Raw genomic sequence first — 16932 nt, forward strand, 5'->3', positions numbered from 1 at the left:
TTATCCGAGGGTCGTCAAACCCAAGCCTGCCAAATATCCGAAAAAGAAACCTGGGGAGCTTAACTGACTGGCATTAGGGCAAGCCCGCTCCCACAGGGATCGCGCCAGCTTTTAGAAATTGAGCAAGACAGTTACTCCCACAGAGGCAAGGCTCGCGCTTCCGTTAGGCATCCTTGCCCAGCACATACTGGTCAAAATGCTCGATATGCTCGTCCAGGTTGTCCTCAAGCATCATCCGGTACTGGTCGCAGAAATACTTCAACAGATCCTCCCGGGCTGCAGCCAGTTCCGCGCTGGTCTTGAAGCTGCGGGCACTCATCCAGGCGTTGAACCGCGAGGCGCCGAAGGTCAGCGAGGCGCTCACCTTGCCCAGGTCTTCGATTTTTTCGATCTGCTGGTTCGCCAGTTCGATGTGCGCATCGGCGCGGTCATAAAAAGCCTGATCGGTAGCTTGTGTCATTGCGGTTTACCTTGCTGCTGCATTCGAAATAAGCACAACGCCGTTTTACAGGTAAAGCGCACGTCTTGAAACCGGCGATTGCCTGGGCCCTCACCAGATGGCGATGTCGTAGGTCAGGTAAAGCCGATTGCTGTCCCGCCCACGAGCGAAGTCCGAGCGATAGACATAATTGCGCAGTTTCACCCCCAACCCTTTCAACGGCCCGGCCTGCACCACATAGCCAATCTCGGCGTCACGCTCCCACTCCTTGACCCCTTCGGCGCCAGCGCGGCCATTGTCGCCACTCAGGTAGCGCGCCATGAAGGTCAGCCCGGGCACGCCTGCAGCCGCAAAGTTGTAGGCGTAGCTGGCCATCCAGGTTTCTTCCTCTTCCTCGATGAACTTGCCGATGCCGACGTTGCTGAACGAATACACCGTCGCACCGCTGATGTACGGCAGCCCCGCTTCGCCATCAAGCACCTGGTAACCGGCGCCAAGGGTATGGCCGGAATGCGCGTAGGCCAGCTGCCCGCTGAACATTTCATTGTCAATGCTGCCGCCGTAGGCTGCCCCACTGTCGCGGCTCTTGAAGTAGCGCAGGTCCGTGGTCAGCACCCCACCGGCCAGCGGCAGGTCGTGTACCAGCCCGGCGAAATCCTGGCGGTAGAAGTGTTCCAGCTGGCCATGGAAGTAGCTCAGGCGAAGTTGCTTGCTCACGGCATAGTCGGCGCCGGCGAAGCTGAAATCACCCGACTTGGCGCCCCCATAGCCATCCAGAAACAGGCCGGTACTATCGGACGAATCACGCTGTTTGAAACGCTCCAGGTGCGCGGCCGTCAGGGCCAGCCCGTCGATGTCCGTGCTGCTCAGCTGCGTGCCCTGGTACGTCTGCGGCAACAGCCGCGCATCGTTGTAGACCAGCACCGGCGTCTTCGGCAGCAAGGTGCCGTGCTTGAGCACGGTCTGGCCCACGCGGGCCTTGGCCGTTACCCCGGCGCTGGCAAATTCGTCCGCTGCGCGGCCGTCGTCGTGCACCGGCAAAAGCCCCGTGCCACTGCGCCCACGGCCAGAATCCAGGCGGACGCCCAGCAGGCCAAGGGCATCCAGCCCCACCCCCAGCGGGCCTTGGGTAAAACCCGACTGGTAGTCGAGCAGAAAACCCTGAGCCCACTCCACCCGCTCGCTTTTGGCGCTGGCGGCAGCCCGCGTACTCAAGCCCTGCTCGTCACGGAAATTTTCGTTGAAATAGACATTGCGCAGCTGCAACTTGAGCTTGCTGTCATCGACGAAGCCGGCGGCACCGGCAACAGGCAGCCAGCCGCAGAGCAGGCCACAGGTGGCCCCACGGAAAACAGCTCGGGACATGATCGGTACTCTATTGTTGTTTTCAGATTGATCAGGGGGTGGGCGCTGGCAGCGCCCGACAGCGTTCAGACGAAGAACGACAAGGCGCCTGTGAGCAGCGCCAGCGCGGTGATCACCAGCGAAGTGAGTACGGCCCATTTCACCGTGGCCTTCTGGAAGTCGCCGATATCGCGGTCGACCATGCCCACCAGCAGCAAGGTCGAGGCCACCAATGGGCTCATCAAGTGCACCGGCTGGCCAAGCACCGACGCGCGGGCAATCTCCACCGGGTCGATGCCATAAGCCGCCGCAGCGTTGGCCAGGATCGGCACCACACCGAAGTAGTAAGCATCGTTGGACAGCACGAACGTCAGCGGCATGCTGGTCAGCGCCACCACCAGCGGAAACCAGTGGCTCCAGGCCTCGGGGATCCAGTCGACCAAGGTTTGCGCCAAGGCATCGACCATCTTGGTGCCGGAGAAAATGCCAGCGAAGATGCCCGCAGCGAACACCAGCAGCACCACCGTCATCGCGTTGCCCGAATGGGCGAGGATGCGCTCTTTCTGCAGCTCCAGCTGCGGATAGTTGACCATCAGCGCCGCGACAAAACCAATCATGAACAAGATGGCGGCATGCATCAGCCCCAGCACCAGCGCAGCCATCACGGCAATCACCAGCACCAGGTTCACATAGGCCACCCGCGGGCGCTTGTGCGGGTTGTCGCCGAGGATTTCCTTGATGTAGCAGTTGCCACCGCCGGCCTGCAGTGCGGTGTTGCCAATGCGCCGACGCTCGGCGCGGCCCAGCAGGAAGGCGGTAAACACCACCCACGCCGCACCACCGATCATGGTCGGGAGCATGGGGATGAAATATTCGCTGGCATCCAGCCCGAGCGCGGCGATGGCACGGGTTGCCGGGCCACCCCAGGGGCTCAGGCCGCTCATGATGCTCAGCGACAACATGGCCAGCGTGGCGAGGATCATCGGGTTCATGCCGATGCGCTTGTACAGCGGCAGCATGGCGGCGCAGGTGATCATGTAGGTGGTGGTGCCATCACCGTCAAGCGCCACCAGCAGCGACAACAGCGCGGTGCCGATGGCGATCTTGATCGGGTCGCCGTTGACCCGCTTGAGGATCTTGCGGATCAGCGGGTCGAACAGCCCGGCGTCGATCATCAAGCCGAAGAACAGGATGGCAAACAGCAGCAAGGCTGCCGATGGCGCGACCATCTTCAGGCCATCGAGCATCATCTTTCCCAACTCGGGGGCAAAGCCGCCAATGACGGCGAAGACCACAGGGACAACGGTCAATGCAACGATCGGTGACAGGCGCTTGCTCATGATCAGGTAGGTAAACGTCACTACCATGATCAGGCCCAGGAGTGCGAGCATGGTCTTTCTCTCTTGTTTTTATTGTGCGTGGCCGCCCGCCGGGCAGGCAGCCCCCTACCCCACTCGGCATCGCCATGATGCTGAGTGGAATTTTAAGTCAGGCTTGGTGGTATCGAGGAACGTTCAGACGTGGCGACGTGGCGCTGCGGGCCAGGCCGCCTGATCATGTGCAGTTGCAGTGGGCTGCACCGTTTGTTCGCCATTCAGGGTACGCAGCAGGGTATCCCGCTCACAGGCATTTTCAGAAAGCGAGATCACCACGGTGGCCACCGCATTGCTGGCCAGGCTGGTCAGGGCCCGGGCTTCGGACATGAAGCGGTCGATGCCAATCAGCAGCGCCAGGCCGGCCAACGGGATGTCGTGGATCACGGTCAAGGTCGAGGCCAGGGCCACGAAACCGCTGCCCGTTACCCCGGCGGCGCCCTTGGACGACAGCAGCATGATCGCCAGCATGGTCAGCGTCTGCCCCAGGCTGATGTCGATGTTGCAGGCCTGGGCAATGAAGATGGCGGCCAGGGACAGGTAGATGGCCGTGCCGTCGAGGTTGAACGAGTAACCCGTTGGCAGCACCAGCCCGACCACACCTTTCTTGCAACCTAGCTTCTCAAGCTTTTCCAGCATGCGCGGCAGCACAGGCTCGGTTGACGAGGTACCCAACACCACCAGGAATTCCTCGCGGAAGTAGCGCAGCAGTTTCCACAGGCTGAAGCCGTTGGCACGGCAGATGCCGCCCAGCACCACCAGCACGAAGAATGCGCAGGCGATGTACAGCGTGCCCACCAGCTTGGCCAGGGCGCCGAGCGAGGTGATGCCGTACTGCCCTACGGTAAAGGCCAGCGCACCAAAGGCACCGACCGGCGCAAAGCGCATCAGGTAGCCAAAGATGCGGAACACCATGGTCGAGGCGGACTCCAGCACATCCAGCACTGGCTTGCCCTTGTCGCCCATGGACGACAGGGCAAAGCCGCTGAGCACGGCGATGAACAGCACCGGCAGCACTTCACCCTTGTTGAACGCGCCAATGAAGGTGTCGGGAATGATGTGCATGAAGAAGTCCACCACGCCCAGCTTGGCTGCCGAGGCGGTGTACTGGCTGAGGCCATCGGTACTGAGGGTGGCAGGGTCGATGTTCATGCCCACGCCTGGCTTGAACACGTACACCGCCACCAGGCCGATCCCCAGGCTGACCACTGTCAAGCCAAGGAACAGCAGCAGTGTCTTGCTCATCAAGCGCCCCAGCGAGCGCTTGTCAGTCATGCCGGCGATGCCGGTTACGATGGTGCAGAACACCACCGGGGCGATCATCATCTTGATCAGCTTGATGAACGCATCACCCAGCGGCTTGAGCGCCACGGCCTGTTGCGCCCAGAAGTGGCCGATCAGCACGCCCAGCAGGACGGCGCAGAGGATCTGGAAGTACAGCGATTTGGCGAGTCTCATGAGGCATCACCCATTGTTGAAATTGTGCGGATGCGCTTGTTGTATGTAGCGACCGGTCTGGCCGCCGCGCCCTAGCCTGCCAGCCTGCGCAGGGTCGGGGCATAGACAAAGCCCGAGAACAGCCGTCGGGCGGTTCGCACCACCGACGCCTGGATCGTCCTGCCTTCGGCACCACTGCGCGTGAGGGCGACATCGATACCACCGCTCGGGTGCTCCAGGCGCACTTCAGCCAGTTGTTGGGCCGTTTCACCCAACAGCTCGCCGATCACCGTGCCGGGGCTGACGCAGGCAGTCGCTAGCCCCACTGCGCCAGTGATGGCCAAAGCACGGTGGCAATTGTGCGGCATGAAGTAGCGAACCTGCAGCGTACCGTCGTAACGCGGTGCCGACACCAGTACCGGCTTGGGGATCACCATGCCGCTGACATCGCCCAGGCCCATGGCCTTGCCGGCTTTCAGGCGCAATGCTTCAAGGCGCTGCAGCAGGCGGTTGTCGGCATCCAGCTGCGCCGGGGTTTCCGAACCGGTTACCCCCAGCTGGCTGGCGTCCACGATCATCATTGGCATGGCCATGTCGATGCAGGTCACCGGCACACCGTCGATCACATCCGTGGCCTGGCCGGTGGGGAACAGCTTGCCGGTCTTGCTACCGACCGCATCGAGGAACGTCAGGTGAACCGGGGCGGCAGTGCCCGGCACGCCGTCAATCGCCGTACGGCCTTCGTATCGCACGATGCCGCCGGGGGTTTCCACCCGTGAATTGACGAAGGTACCGGTGTTCAGGTTGCGAATGCGTACCAAGGTCTTGCCATCCTGGCCTTTGACCAGGCCTTGCTCGATGGCGAACGGCCCTACGGCGCACAGCATGTTGCCGCAATTGGGCGCGGTGTCGACACGACGCTGGGCAACCATCACCTGCACGAACAGGTAATCGACGTCGGCGTCGGCATGCAGCGAAGGGCTGACGATTGCCACCTTGCTGGTCTGCGGGCTGCCACCACCGATGCCGTCGATTTCCAGCTCATGGCCGGAGCCCATCAGGTTGATCAGCAACTCGTCGCGTTCGACCACATTGGCAGGCAAATCCCAGGCATGGAAAAACGGCCCTTTGGAGGTGCCACCGCGCATCAGTACGCAAGGAATTCGTTGCATGATTTCGCACTCTTGTTGATCAATGGACATCATTGATGCTGTGAGCAAAAGAGTGACAGGGTCGTATAAATCAATCCAATGCAAAGATCGTAGCTATTATTGCGCTTCACAAAACAATCAAATACATGGGTAGCCGCAGGTTTTTTATGGAATATGAGCTGCAGGACATTCGATCATTCGTGAAGATCGCCGAACTCGGCAGCTTCCATGAGGCCGCCGAAGCGCTGCACCTGTCTCAGCCGGCCCTGAGCCGGCGGATCAAGAAACTGGAAGAAGGCCTGGGCACATCGTTGCTGGAACGCACAACGCGGCGGGTCAGCCTGACCAGCGTGGGCCGCGACTTCCTGCCCAAGGCCAGGCGCCTGCTGGATGATTTTGAAGACTCGATCCTCAGCATCCGCGAGCTGGCCGAACGGCAGACCGGCCAGGTCACCCTCGCCTGCATCCCCACCGCAGCGTTCTACTTCCTGCCGTCGGTGATTCGTGACTACAACGAGCAGTACCCGAAAATCCGCATACGCCTGCTGGACCTCAGCGCCAACGACGGCCTCGAAGCGGTGCTGCGCGGCGAGGCCGACTTCGGCATCAACATGATGAGCGGCCAGCACCCGGACATCGAGTTCGTCTCGCTGGTGCAGGAGCACTTTGTGCTGGCCTGCCGGCGCGACCACCCGCTGGCGAACCGCACATCGGTCACCTGGACAGAACTGGCCGACTACCGCCTGATCGGCGTCGGCCGCCTGAGCGGCAACCGCATGCTGCTGGACCACGCACTATCCGGGCTCAACCTGCGGCCCAAATGGTTCTACGAGGTACAGCACCTGTCCACTTCGCTGGGCATGGTCGAGGCCGGGCTGGGGGTATCGGCCATGCCCAGCCTGGCCATGCCCAACGCCGACCACCCCACACTGGTCAGCGTGCCGCTGATCGAGCCGCAGGTTACCCGCACACTGGGATTGGTGTACCGGCGAGGCGCGTCGTTGTCGCCTGCGGCGGAGAAGTTCGTATCGATTCTGCTGGAGAAGTGGACTAATCCGTGAGCACAGGGGGCAATACATAGCACCTGTCGGAAATCACCCAGCCCTCCGAGTTGCGCTGTCGAGCAGAGAACAGTGGCCCTTGTGGGAGCGGGCGAGCCCGCGAAGGGCCACTTCACTTGCATATGACACTTTGTGTCATTATGATCACCACTGTGTCCTGACGTCGCCCTCGCGCCGATCAGCAATCCATCGCCACACCCCATGCAGGTACCGCCCATGACGACCACCATGCAGGCCCCCAAGGACCAGCTCGTCAAACTCGCCCAGCAACAGATGCTGACGGCGCTGGCCGACAACACCTACAGCGCCCGGCAAAAACTCGCCCTCACCTGCCGCATCCTGTTCGACGGCGGCCACGACTCTGGCCTGGCCGGGCAGATCACTGCACGTGCGCAAGAACCGGGTACCTACTACACGCAACAACTCGGCCTGGGCTTCGACGAAATCGCCGCCTCCAACCTGCTGGTGGTGGACGAAGACCTTACCGTGCTGCAAGGCCACGGCATGGCCAACCCGGCCAACCGCTTCCACAGCTGGCTGTACCGCGCACGCCCAGACGTGAACTGCATCATCCACACCCACCCGCTGCACAGTGCCGCCCTGTCGATGCTGGAAGTACCGCTGGCCATCTCGCACATGGACCTGTGCCCGCTGTTCGACGACTGCGCATTCCTCAAGGAATGGCCCGGTGTGCCGGTAGGCAACGAAGAAGGTGAAATCATCTCGAAGGCAATTGGCGACAAGCGCGCCATCCTGCTTTCGCACCATGGCCTGCTGATCGCCGGCCGTTCGATCGAAGAAGCCTGCGTGCTCGCCCTGCTGTTCGAGCGCGCGGCCAAGATGCAACTGATGGCCATGGGCGCTGGCGACATCCGCCCCATCCCCGCAGCACTGGGCAAGGAAGCCCACGACTGGATCTCCACCCCCAAACGTCATGGTGCCGCGTTCAGCTATTACGCGCGCCGTGCCTTGCGTGCCCATGGCGACTGCCTGGGCTGATTGAAGCGGTACGCTTTCCTCAACAACGGCAGAGGTGCCTGGTTATGACTACACCTGTAATTCGCGGCGTTATCGGCTACACCATCACACCCTTCACGGCAGACGGCTCGCTCGACCTGGATGCCCTCGGCACGTCCATCGACCGCCTGATCGCAGACGGCGTGCACGCCATCGCGCCGCTGGGCAGCACGGGCGAAGGCGCCTACCTTACCGACAGCGAATGGGAGACGGTGGTGCGCTACAGCCAGCAACGGATTGCCGGCCGCGTGCCCAGCGTGGTCAGCGTTTCCGACCTGACCACCGCACGTACCGTACAGCGCGCCCGCCTGGCACAAGCCTGCGGCGCCAGCGCGGTGATGGTGCTGCCCATCTCCTACTGGAAGCTCACCGAAGCCGAAGTGGTCGACCACTACAAGGCGGTAGCCGCCGCCATCGACATCCCGATCATGCTGTACAACAACCCGGGCACCAGCGGCACCGACCTGTCGGTGGAGCTGATCCTGCGCATCCTTGGCGAAGTGCCCAATGTGACCATGGTCAAGGAAAGCACTGGCGACATCCAGCGCATGCACCGCCTGTTCAAGGCCAGCAATGGCCAGGTGGCCTTCTACAACGGTTGCAACCCACTCACCCTGGAGGCCCTTGTGGCCGGCGCCAGCGGCTGGTGCACCGCCGCGCCCAACCTGGTCCCGGCGCTGAACCTGGCGCTGTGGGACGCGGTGCAGCAGGGCGACCTGGGCGAAGCCCGCGCGCTGTTCTACCGCCAGTTCGAACTGCTCGAGTACATCACCCGCCGTGGCCTGCCCACCACCATCAAGGCCGGCTTGAACATGCTCGGCCAGGAAGTCGGCGCCCCACGCCTGCCCCTGCAGCCACTGGATGCACAAGGCGGCGCCTACATGAAGGGCCTGCTGGACGCGCTGGGCGTGGCTGGCTGACCCACCGATGCCTGCCCGGCAGCCCCTCGCTGCCGGGCAGTGCCTGCTGCCCCATCACCGCAGAGACTCACCATGAAAGTCCACTTCATCGTCCATGAATCGTTCGAAGCGCCCGGCGCCTATGAGACCTGGGTCAAGGCCCGCGGGCATGGCGCCAGTTACTCCCGTGTCTACGCCAACCAGGCCCTGCCTGCGGATGCCAGCCACTTCGACCTGCTGGTCGTGCTCGGTGGGCCGCAAGACCCGGCCACCACCGTCGCGCAATGCCCGCACTTCGATGCTGCCGCCGAATGCCGGTTGATCCGGCAAGCCATCACTGCCGGCAAGGCGGTGGTCGGTGTCTGCCTGGGCTCCCAGCTTATCGGCGAGGCACTGGGCGCCCCGTTTGGCCACAGCCCGGAAAAGGAAATCGGCAAATTCCCCATCCGCCTGACGGCCGCAGGCAAAGCCAATGACAAAGTCGCCCACTTTGGCGACGCACTGCCGGTCGGCCATTGGCACAACGACATGCCGGGCCTGACAGCCGACGCCAAAGTCCTTGCCACCAGCGAAGGCTGCCCGCGCCAGATTGTCGAATACAGCACGCTGGTGTATGGCTTCCAGTGCCACATGGAATTCACCGCCGAGGTGGTCGAACTGCTGATCGCTGCATCCGCAGCTGAACTGGCCACCCTCACCGAGCGCCGCTTCGTGCAGCAACCCGCCGCGCTACGCGCCAACGACTGGGATGAGATGAACCAGCAACTGTTCGTGTTCCTGGACAAGCTGGTCGAAGCGTACAAGGCTGCCAACGGCGTTTGAACGGTGCAGCAACACTGATCCGGATGCGTTGACTCAAGGCGCAAACTGGCGCAACACCTTCGCCAGTTTCGCCACGGCGATCGCCAGCTCGCCCGGGGTATGCGCTGCAAACCCTATCAACAACCCCGCCTCCCCCCTGGACAATGAAGCATACAGGCCACTGAGCCCCAAAAGGTCCATGCCTGCTGCCTGCGCCGCCCTCACCACCTGTTCTTCAGGTATTGGCCTGGTAAATACACAAGGCATCTGCATGCCACCCGCCGGCACGCGCGCGACAAGAAAGTCGGACAACTGCGCCTGCACCAGCGCCGCCAGGGCATCGCGGCGCTCGGCATAGATCGCCCGCATCAACCGCACATGCGCACCGAAGTGCCCGCCTTCGATGAACCTGGCCAGGGTCAGTTGTGCCAGCGCGGCCGTATGCCCGTCCTGCAACGTGCGCGCGGCGGTCATTGGCCCGACCAGTTGCGGCGGCAAGACCATGTAGGCAATGCGCAAGCCGGCGAACAGCGACTTGGTGAAGGTGCCGATGTAGACAGTCCGGTCATGGGCATCCAGGCCCTGCACGCACGCGGTGGGCTTGCCGGCATAGTGAAACTCGCTGTCATAGTCGTCCTCGATGATCCAGGCGCGTTGTTGCCGTGCCCACTCGATCACCGCCAGGCGCCGGTCCAGGGACAAGGTCACGCCGCTGGGAAACTGGTGCGAAGGGGTCAGGAAAACTGCCCTGGCATGGGCGGCCAAGTGCGAGATCTGCTCGACCTGCATGCCGTCCGGGTCCACGGCCACGGGGATGCACTGCAAGCCGGCAGCAGCCAACGCTTTCCGTGCCCCGTGGTACGCCGGGTCTTCGATAACCACCTGGTCGCCGGCATCGGCCAGCACATGGGCACACAGGCTGAACGCCTGCTGCGAACTGGTGAGGATGAGCACGCGATCGGCCGTGGCCTGTGCGCCACGCTCGAGATTGACGTAATCGGCAATCGCCCGCCGCAGTGGCTCGGTGCCTTGCGCGGCACTGTGCAGCAGCGCCTGGGTGCCATGTTCCTTGAACACCTGCCGCTGCAGCTTTTCCCAGGTCTGCACGGGGAAGTTGCGTGTTTCTGCCACCCCCGGCGCAAACGGGCGCGGGGCGAAGAAGTTGTGCACCCCACCCTCCTGGCAAAGCGCCTGGCCCCGGCGGCTGAGCGCTGGCTGCTCGCTCGGGGCTTGCACCCGTCGGCTGCGAGCGCGCGCCGGCAGGTGCTGCGCACGGGGTGAAACGAAGCTGCCGCTGCCCACCCGGCGCTCGATGAAGCCCTCGGCGTGCAACTGGCCATAAGCGGCCTCGACCGTGTCGCGCGACACCGCCAGCGAGGTCGCCAGCGCGCGGGAGGCAGGCAAGGCCTTCCCCACCGGCAACGCCCCTTCGAGAATCAGCTGGCGTATCGCCCGCTGGATCCGTACGTGCAAGGGCAGCGACCGGCGCGCCGGGTCGCTGATCCCGGCTTTCACCGACTCCAGCTGTGCATGCTTGAACATTGGTATGGCCATGTATGGAAAAGTGGTGGGGCTATACCAGCCATTCTAACGCTATAAAAACCGGGCTTTCCAACCCTTGTGCCAGTACACCGGAGGCCCCCATGGACGCGCCTGCACACACCGTTTCAACCCCGCTACGGCTGACCGACATCCTTCACCCCGTGGTGGCGGGGATCGTTTCGGTCATTGTCAATTACGGCGGTACCTTCATCCTGGTGTTCCAGGCCGCCAAGCTGGCCGGGCTGAGCCCGGAGCTGACCTCGTCGTGGGTCTGGGCCGTGTCTATCGGCGTCGGCCTCAGTGGCCTGGCCCTGTCCTGGTACAGCCGCGAGCCGGTGATCACCGCCTGGTCCACGCCGGCCGCGGCGTTCCTGGTCACAGTACTGGCCAGCGTGCCCTACAGCGACGCCATCGGCGCCTACCTGTTGTCGGCCGCCGGCTTCGTGGTGCTGGGGCTGACCGGGTGCTTCGAGCGTCTGGTGCGGCTCATCCCCGGCGGGATTGCCGCCGGGCTGCTGGCAGGCATCCTGTTGCAGTTCGGTATCGGGGCTTTCGGCGGCCTGTCGGCCGACCCCGCCCTGGCCGGGCTGCTGATCGCGGCCTATGTGGCATTCAAACGCTTTACCGCCCGCTATGCCGTAGTAGGCATTCTGCTGCTGGGCTTGGGCTACCTGCTCCTCCAGGGCCAGGTGGACCTGGCGACACTCAAGCTGGAGTTCGCCGCGCCGGTGTTCACCGCGCCCACCTTCTCCCTCAACGCTGCCTTGAGTGTGGCCCTGCCGTTGTTCCTGATCACCCTCACCGGCCAGTACATGCCCGGCATGCTGGTGCTGCGCAACGACGGCTTCAAGACCAGCGCCAACCCGATCGTGACGGTCACCGGCCTGGGGTCGTTGCTGATGGCACCGTTCGGCTCCCACGCCTTCAACATCGCCGCCATCACCGCCGCCATCTGCACCGGCAAGGAAGCCCACGAAGACCCGGACAAACGCTGGGTCGCGGGTATCGCTGCCGGCCTCTGCTACATCCTCGTGGGGGTGTTCGGAGTCACCCTGGCGAGTGTATTCATGGCCCTGCCGGCCACCTTCATCACCACCCTGGCCGGCCTTGCCCTGCTAGGCACCATCGGCGCCAGCCTGGCCAGCGCGATGGCCGATGCCCGTTCGCGCGAGGCGGCACTGATCACCTTCCTGGCGGCGGCGGCCAACATCAGTCTGTTCGGCATTGGCGGGGCGTTCTGGGGGCTGGTCATCGGCCTGCTGGCCTATGCCGTGCTGAACGGCCGCCTGCCCGGCCTCAGCCGCTCGCCCCGCTAAGCGGGCTTTCCCCACCTTACCGTGCGCCCGGTGCGCACGCCGTTCAACAGGTATCGACATGCCCCAAGCTGGCCCCAGGCTTCTTACCCAAATTGCTGCCGTGCACTTCGTCAGCCATGTGCACATCATGCTGATCCCGGCGCTACTACCCGTACTTCCCGGCCTGCTGGGGGTGGGGTTCGTCGAGCTCGGCGCGGCCCTGGCCGTGTTCAACATCGTCTCCGCCCTGGTGCAGGCCCCGCTGGGCTATGCCGTCGACCATTACGGTGCGCGCAAGGTGCTCAAGGCCGGCTTGCTGCTGGGCAGCCTCAGCTTCCTGCTGGTAGCTTTCAGCCCCGGTTATGGGGTGCTGCTAGTGGCGATGGCCATGGCTGGCCTGGCCAATGGCGTATACCACCCGGCCGACTATGCGCTACTGGCCAATGGCATCGAACAAGGCCGGCTGGGGCGCTCGTTCTCGATCCATACCTTTGCCGGGTTCCTCGGTTCAGCGGTGACGCCAGCAGTGTTTCTCGGCATCGCCGCCGTATGCGGCACGCAGGCAGCCCTGGCGGCAGGCGCGGCGGTGGGGGCTGCCGCCTTGCTGCTGATATCGGTGCCAGGCAGTGGCGTCTATCAGGTCGCCAGGCCCGGCCGCGCAGGTGGTGCTGGCCCAGCAGCAGGCCGCGTGCGCTTGTTCACGCCGATGATCGGGGTGCTGACGGTGCTGTTCATCCTGCTCAACCTGAGCACCAGTGCCATCGAGAAGTTTTCCGTGGCTGCCCTGGTCCAGGGTCAAGGCCTGAGCCTGGCCTGGGCCAACACGGCACTCACGGCCTTCCTGCTCAGCAGCGCGCTGGGCGTGCTGTGCGGTGGCGCCTTGGCTGACCGGACCCGGCGTCATGGCCTGGTGGCAGCCTTGGCCTTTGCCCTGGCGGCGGCGTTGACCGGGCTGGTGGCGCTGGGGCTGGTGCGCGACTGGGCGCTGGTGGTGGTGCTGGGTGCCATTGGCTTGCTGACCGGGGTCATTGCCCCGTCGCGGGACATGCTGGTCAAGGCGGCGGCACCGAGCGGTGCCGAAGGCAAAGCCTTCGGGCTGGTGTCGACCGGGTTCAACATCGGCGGCGCGCTCGGGCCGGTGGCGTTTGGCTGGATGCTCGACCAGCAGCTGCCCAATGGGGTGTTCGTGGCGTCCATCGTGTTCATGCTGCTGACCGTGCTGCTGACCTTGGCGCAGGAGGCGTATTCGGTCAGAAAATGTCGACAGCATGCATGAACCTTGGGGCTGCGCTGCAGCCCTTTCGCCGGTACAGGCTGATCAGGCTGCCGGGTTCGCGTGCACCACCCGCCCCCCCGCACCCGGCCGATTGACGAACAACACATCCAGCACGCTATTGCGCAAACCCTTCAACGCATTCCAGTTCGCAGACGCATGCACATACCGGTCGCGCAACAAGCGCTGCTCATCCTCGGTCAACCCAGGCTTTTCACATTCACCCAAGGCAAACGCATGCAGCTTGCGGCTGATCTCCAGCAACTCATCTGGCAACCGATGCTCAGCCTGCCCACCCAGCGGCGTAAACGGCACGCCAGCCCTTACCGCCAGCTCACGCATCACGCTCAGATACACCCGGGAAAGCTGCCCCGCCACCTCCCGCTCCCGATATACCGCCGCATACACCTGCTTTTGTGCTTCGTCCGGCCGGCCGCCGGCAATCGGCGCCTCCCAGGTCTGCACCCATGGCCTGGGCGCACCCAATTCGCCAAAGGTTGAGGCCAGCAAGGCACTGACCGCCGCAAACGCGCGGGTTTGCTCGGCGCGCATGGCCAACGGCACCCGCTGCGACAGCGGCTTGCACAGCAGCACCTGCTCCTGCGTGGTTTGCGGGTAACCACCACCAATGTTCGAATGTACGCCCGGCAATTCGATGTCGTGCCCGCTGCGTACCAGCGGGAAGTTATGCCGCTGTTCGTCGCCTGCCACCAGTTGCACCACTTGCCGGGCAATGCCTGCGCCCAGGGCCAGGCGCAAGCCGCCATGGCGGTCGTCGGCGGGGTCGAAGTCACCTTGCAACGGCGCGATGATCGCGGCCACCGTGTCGAACAGGCCGATGAAATTGATCACGATGCCGCAGGGCACCGCCAGCAGCCGGTCGCCGCCATCGTGCAGCAGGTTGGCCATATGCCGGGCCGCCGCCGCCCCCCGGCTGAAACCGAACACGTCGAACTCGACCCGCTCAAGCCTTGCCTGCGGATGCGCCTGGCTCCAGTCTCGCAGTTGCACGGCAATGCGTGCCAACGCCTCGGCAACCCGCGCTTCAGCCCCCGTACGCCCACGCCCGGTGGCCGAGGCATATATATCGTCTGCCTCACCCGCCAGGGTACCCACGCCTTCAACGTACAACTTCAGGTAAACCATTGCCTCGTCGGTGCTGGCCTCATCCGCCGCATACAGCGCATGCAACAGGGCCACGTTGCTCACGGCATTGCCATAGCTGGCGCCCTTGCCGCCACTCGCCTGCATCGGCAAGGCATTGTCTTGATTGTTTCCCGTGCCATCGAAAAACACGCCAAAACGCAGGGTGACCGGCGTTGAGGTTTCGGTGCTGCGGCAGTTCAGTTCCATCGTCGTGCTTCCTGTTTGCGCAAAAAGCACAAGCAGGCGCCTGAACGCCATGGCGCGACATCAGCCAATGGCCAGCCATGGGCAGGACATTTCTGTAACGGCATGCTCCTCGGGGTCTGCTCTGATAGAGCATCTGGGCTGCAAGGTGCTTGTCACAAGATTTTCAGCGCCTTGGAGATCGAGCGCCGCCCGCGCGGCGCTTCGCGGCACAAGGCCGCTCCCACATCTGTTTCGGGCCAGTTACTCCTGCCACCTGCGCACTCGCACCCTGGGTGCATGGCTGGAGATTGAGAAACAGCAGCGGCGCAGCCGATATCGAGGGGAACAAACAAGGCGGACAGCGGTGACCTCACAGAAGTGATTGGCCCGAAACAGACAGTGGGAGCGGGCTTGTCCCGCGAAGCGCCGCGCGGGCGGCGCTCGATCTGTGCATCACCTCAAATCCCAAGACATGAACCTGCAAGCTCTAACCCCACCTCCCCGACAAGCCAATTGCAGCCACTCGTCCCCAACGAGTGCGGAGGCGGCTGCAACGGTGAATGGCCAGGAATACTGACCCGCAGGCCTGGCCTCTTCGCGGGTAAACCCGCTCCTACAACGGCCTGTACCGAACCACCGATGTATATGCAACCCCGATCAATGTAGGAGCGGGTTTACCCGCGAATGCGGTGGCGGCTGCAACGGTGAACGGCTAGGGATATTGGCCAGCAGGCCCGGCCTCTTCGCGGGTAAACCCGCTCCTACAACGGCCTGTGCCGAACTTCCGATGTGTGTGTGCACACAAATCCCCAGCCATGCACCTGCAAGCCCTCACCCCACCTCCCCGACAAACCAATCGCAGCCACGCTTCCCCAGCTTTGCGTGCAGAACCATAAATTTACCGGCCGCCATTAGTCGCCACCCCCCCGGATGGATTAAAGTATCACCCCTTGCCAGGGCAGCTGCGTTCAGCCCGCCTACGGCCCCATACCAGGAACCGTCGCCGATGGAACACCGTGAAGCGCTGATCGCGCTGCGCACCTTTCTTTCTACCCAGATCCTAGGCCAGGAAAAACTGGTCGAACGGCTGTTGATCGTGCTGCTGGCCGACGGCCACATGCTGGTCGAAGGTGCACCGGGCCTGGCCAAGACCAAGGCCATCAAAGAACTCGCCGAAGGCATCGAAGCGCAGTTCCATCGTATTCAGTTCACCCCCGACCTGCTCCCTGCCGACATCACCGGCACCGAAATCTACCGCCCCGAAACCGGCAGCTTCGTGTTCCAGCAGGGGCCGATCTTCCATAACCTGGTATTGGCCGACGAAATCAACCGCGCCCCGGCCAAGGTCCAATCGGCCCTGCTCGAAGCCATGGCCGAGCGCCAGGTCAGCGTGGGCCGCAGCACCTACGACCTGTCGCCGCTGTTCCTGGTCATGGCCACGCAGAACCCGATCGAGCAGGAAGGCACCTACCCGTTGCCCGAAGCCCAGCTCGACCGCTTCCTTATGCACGTGAAAATCGGCTTCCCCGACGCAGCCGTGGAGCGGCGCATCCTGGCACAGGCGCGTGGCGAAGCCCTGGGCGGCGAGACCAAGCCCGAGCGCCGGGTCAGCCAGCAGGCCATCTTTGCCGCACGCAAGGAAATCCTCGGCCTGTACATGGCCGACGCGGTAGAGGAATACCTGGTGCAGTTGGTAATGGCCACCCGAACCCCGGCCAAGTTCGATGCCGAGCTGGCCGACTGGATCGCCTACGGCGCCAGCCCGCGCGGTTCCATTTCGCTGGACCGCTGCGCGCGCGCCCACGCCTGGCTGGCCGGGCGTGACTTCGTCAGCCCCGAAGACATCCAGGCAGTGCTGTTCGACGTGCTGCGCCACCGCATCATCCTCTCGTTCGAAGCCGAGGCGGCGGGGATCGACCAGGACCGCGTGGTCCAGCGCATCCTCGACGTCGTCGCCGTTGCCTGAGC

At 63.7% G+C, this 16932-nt stretch carries 14 protein-coding genes; 7 read left to right on the forward strand and 7 right to left on the reverse strand.

Annotated elements, in window-relative coordinates; translation table 11 throughout:
- Positions 1-163: 163 nt before the first annotated feature.
- The 5 genes from ACIP1G_RS22920 to ACIP1G_RS22940 form a co-directional block, all read right to left on the reverse strand.
- The gene (locus ACIP1G_RS22920; RefSeq protein ID WP_400741021.1) at positions 164-460 is read right to left on the reverse strand and encodes a DUF3144 domain-containing protein; all 297 of its coding nucleotides are present in this window, start codon (positions 458-460) and stop codon (positions 164-166) included.
- A gap of 90 nt (positions 461-550) precedes the next feature.
- Positions 551-1804, reverse strand: a complete 1254-nt coding sequence (locus tag ACIP1G_RS22925) for an OprD family porin (RefSeq protein WP_400741023.1) — start codon at positions 1802-1804, stop codon at positions 551-553.
- 65 nt (positions 1805-1869) lie between these two features.
- The gene (locus ACIP1G_RS22930) at positions 1870-3174 is read right to left on the reverse strand and encodes a CitMHS family transporter (RefSeq protein WP_400741025.1); all 1305 of its coding nucleotides are present in this window, start codon (positions 3172-3174) and stop codon (positions 1870-1872) included.
- Between the two features lie 123 nt (positions 3175-3297).
- Positions 3298-4614: a dicarboxylate/amino acid:cation symporter gene (locus ACIP1G_RS22935; RefSeq protein WP_400741027.1), complete on the reverse strand. Its 1317-nt coding sequence runs from the start codon at positions 4612-4614 to the stop codon at positions 3298-3300.
- Positions 4615-4685: 71 nt separating this feature from the next.
- Positions 4686-5765, reverse strand: a complete 1080-nt coding sequence (locus tag ACIP1G_RS22940) for a 4-oxalomesaconate tautomerase (protein ID WP_400741029.1) — start codon at positions 5763-5765, stop codon at positions 4686-4688.
- A gap of 146 nt (positions 5766-5911) precedes the next feature.
- Between ACIP1G_RS22940 and ACIP1G_RS22945 the strand changes: the two genes are divergently transcribed.
- The 4 genes from ACIP1G_RS22945 to ACIP1G_RS22960 all read left to right on the forward strand — a co-directional run bounded on the left by ACIP1G_RS22945 (position 5912) and on the right by ACIP1G_RS22960 (position 9543).
- On the forward strand, positions 5912-6805 hold the full coding sequence (locus tag ACIP1G_RS22945; RefSeq protein WP_400741030.1) for a LysR family transcriptional regulator: 894 nt from the start codon (positions 5912-5914) through the stop codon (positions 6803-6805).
- Positions 6806-7021: 216 nt separating this feature from the next.
- Positions 7022-7804 (forward strand): aldolase, encoded by a 783-nt coding sequence (locus ACIP1G_RS22950; protein WP_400741032.1) that lies wholly within the window; start codon positions 7022-7024, stop codon positions 7802-7804.
- Between the two features lie 44 nt (positions 7805-7848).
- Complete coding sequence (locus ACIP1G_RS22955) at positions 7849-8742, forward strand: dihydrodipicolinate synthase family protein (RefSeq protein ID WP_400741034.1); 894 nt, start codon at positions 7849-7851, stop codon at positions 8740-8742.
- 72 nt (positions 8743-8814) lie between these two features.
- Positions 8815-9543, forward strand: a complete 729-nt coding sequence (locus tag ACIP1G_RS22960; protein WP_400741036.1) for a type 1 glutamine amidotransferase — start codon at positions 8815-8817, stop codon at positions 9541-9543.
- Positions 9544-9576: 33 nt separating this feature from the next.
- Here ACIP1G_RS22960 and ACIP1G_RS22965 read toward each other — a convergent pair whose 3' ends face one another.
- On the reverse strand, positions 9577-11064 hold the full coding sequence (locus ACIP1G_RS22965; RefSeq protein ID WP_400741037.1) for a PLP-dependent aminotransferase family protein: 1488 nt from the start codon (positions 11062-11064) through the stop codon (positions 9577-9579).
- A gap of 101 nt (positions 11065-11165) precedes the next feature.
- Between ACIP1G_RS22965 and ACIP1G_RS22970 the strand changes: the two genes are divergently transcribed.
- On the forward strand, positions 11166-12380 hold the full coding sequence (locus ACIP1G_RS22970; RefSeq protein WP_400741039.1) for a benzoate/H(+) symporter BenE family transporter: 1215 nt from the start codon (positions 11166-11168) through the stop codon (positions 12378-12380).
- A gap of 58 nt (positions 12381-12438) precedes the next feature.
- Complete coding sequence (locus tag ACIP1G_RS22975) at positions 12439-13635, forward strand: MFS transporter (RefSeq protein WP_400741041.1); 1197 nt, start codon at positions 12439-12441, stop codon at positions 13633-13635.
- 42 nt (positions 13636-13677) lie between these two features.
- Here the strand turns inward: ACIP1G_RS22975 and ACIP1G_RS22980 are convergent, their stop codons facing one another.
- Positions 13678-14985 carry a phospholipase effector Tle1 domain-containing protein gene (locus ACIP1G_RS22980; RefSeq protein WP_400741042.1) on the reverse strand — a complete coding sequence of 436 codons (1308 nt, stop codon included), beginning with the start codon at positions 14983-14985 and terminating at the stop codon, positions 13678-13680.
- Positions 14986-15970: 985 nt separating this feature from the next.
- On the opposite strand from ACIP1G_RS22980, the gene ACIP1G_RS22985 reads away from it, so the two are divergent.
- Positions 15971-16930 carry an AAA family ATPase gene (locus ACIP1G_RS22985; protein WP_400741044.1) on the forward strand — a complete coding sequence of 320 codons (960 nt, stop codon included), beginning with the start codon at positions 15971-15973 and terminating at the stop codon, positions 16928-16930.
- The last annotated feature ends 2 nt before the right edge of the window (positions 16931-16932 follow it).

It is taken from the genome of Pseudomonas sp. NPDC089392 (assembly GCF_044749595.1).
Classification (GTDB): Bacteria; Pseudomonadota; Gammaproteobacteria; order Pseudomonadales; family Pseudomonadaceae; genus Aquipseudomonas.